General features: G+C 58.0%; 2 protein-coding genes. Both read left to right on the top strand.

The window, feature by feature from the left end:
• On the top strand, nucleotides 1-375 hold a 375-nt coding region (locus Ae505Ps2_RS02205; protein ID WP_249265208.1), incomplete at its 5' end, for a transposase family protein.
• 165 nt (nucleotides 376-540) lie between these two features.
• On the top strand, nucleotides 541-2162 hold a 1622-nt coding region (locus Ae505Ps2_RS32400; RefSeq protein WP_212567601.1), incomplete at its 3' end, for a hypothetical protein.

Genomic DNA, 2162 nt, shown 5'->3' on the forward strand with positions numbered 1-2162 from the left:
CCGCTATGGACCAGCGACGTGCGGCCGGGCCGCGAGCACGACACCCGCTGCGCCCGTACCCACCCCGGGCTGCTCGAGGGCCTGGCCGCGTTCACCGACGACACCCACGCCGCGCTGGGCGACCTCGGCTACGAAGGCGAAGCCGACCGGCTCACCGTGCCCATCAAACTCGCCCCCGGCCGCGGGCAGACGGTCAACCAGCGCACCGTCAACACCCTCCACTCAGCCCTTCGTGCTCTGGCCGAACGCGGAAACGCCCTGCTCAAGACCACCTTCGCCGCGTTGCGGCGAGTCACGCTATGTCCCTGGCGCACCGGCGCGATCACCGCAGCTGCGCTCGTACTACTCCACACCGAGTACGACCGCACGACATGATCAACCCGCTACTGAGAACACCTCAATGAGTTCTACGAGACAATCCGACTCGATGACCCCGACTTCCGGGTACTGGACGCTAACGACGTATACGAATCCCTAGTTGATCGACAAATCATCCATCCTTTTTACGATAACGATAGCTACATCGACCCGACAATAGTAGTGGCCGAGCATGGCGTCTATTCGGCCGCAATCGAGTTAGGTGAAGGCGCCCGCGCGGCTCGGGTCGTCCTCAGAGCCACAGGCTCTCTGAGCGTTCCCGAGTTAGTTCTTGACCTAGTTCGCGAAACCGAGTTTGCACGCGGCCTAGACGTTTCCGATTGGCATGTCGCTTCGACATCAGACCTGAAGCGCACAATCGAGACTCCTCCAGATGCCGAGGATTTCATCGCCGTGGTCGCAGGAAGTACGAACAACTTTGAGTATCAACTGCCCGCTTCACCTAAGTTCTTCGTGGGGAGACGCGAGGCCATACGACAGGCGGGTGAGGTCTTCGCCAAGTCGGGAAGTGTCATCGTTCTCAACGCACAATCTGGCTGGGGAAAAAGCTCCTTGGCGCTAAGACTTAAGAAGATGACAGAAGATTCAGGAGGTGCCGCGCTTGTCGTAGACACAAGAACCGTCGCTACGACCCGGTTCGTCAGCAGTGTGCTACGAAAGTTTGGCGAGCAGGCCGCTATCGACGGCTACGTAGAGCTACCTTCGAAGCCGTCGTGGGCGTCGCTTACCAGTAGCCTGCGGACGCTATCCGACAGCACCTGGCTTAACCGCGGGCCATTGTTCCTAATGTTCGACCAGTTCGAAAACGTCTTCCGAGATGAGGCCCTCGCCAGGCAATTCCGCGATCTCGCTCTCGGCGTACAAGAGCTAGACATTCCACTTACCGTTGGCTTCTCGTGGAAAACCGACTATGTTGGATGGACAGAAGGTTACCCGTATCAACTTCGTGATGAGATCCGCGGATCAGCGCACGTCATTACGCTCCCGACGTGGGGGCCACGAGACGTCGAGACGCTTCTCAGGAGACTAGAGAAGGAATCCGGTCAGCGACTAAGTCGCGAATTGCGTCAGCGCCTGCGCGAGTATTCGCAGGGCCTGCCCTGGCTGTTCAAGAAGCTCGCAGGACATCTCCTGCGAGAGATTGAGTCAGGCGTAACGCAGGAGCAACTATTGTCTGAAGCCCTAAATGTTCAAACCCTGTTCGAAGCCGACATGGCGGAGCTAAGCCCTCACGAACGCGAAGCCCTAAAGTATATCGCCCGCTTTGCTCCAGTCAATGTAACCGATGCAATGGATCGAGTTTCGGCAGATATCGTTCAGTCCCTAATCAATCGCCGCCTTATCGTGTCAGTTGGTGAACATCTAGATACCTATTGGGACATCTTCCGAGACTTCATCACAAGCGGTCGAGTACCAATTGAAGACTCCTACATCCTGCGACAGGCTCCCGTTTCAGTAGCCCGTCTCCTACGAGAGCTCGAAAAAGACGGGGGCGACAGCTACGTTGTTGAGGTCGCCGAACGATTCGGGACAAGCGAGAATGCAGTCTGGAATCTCGTACGAGAACTTCGCCTGATGGGCATTAGCTCCTACGAGCCCAACCGGGTGAGCTTCGTCGATAGCGTCCGAAACGCAAGCGACCGCGACTCAGCCATTCGGACGCTGGTCGGCCAAGCACTTCGGCGGCACCGCGCTTACACTACTTTCCTAGAGGCAGCTGAGCGCTCCGGCGGGCGACTCACATTTGAAGCCTTCGCCAGGAAACTTCAGGATGTATTCCCAGC

Origin of the sequence: Pseudonocardia sp. Ae505_Ps2, from assembly GCF_001932425.1 — a bacterium.
In the GTDB taxonomy this organism is placed as follows: domain Bacteria; phylum Actinomycetota; class Actinomycetes; order Mycobacteriales; family Pseudonocardiaceae; genus Pseudonocardia.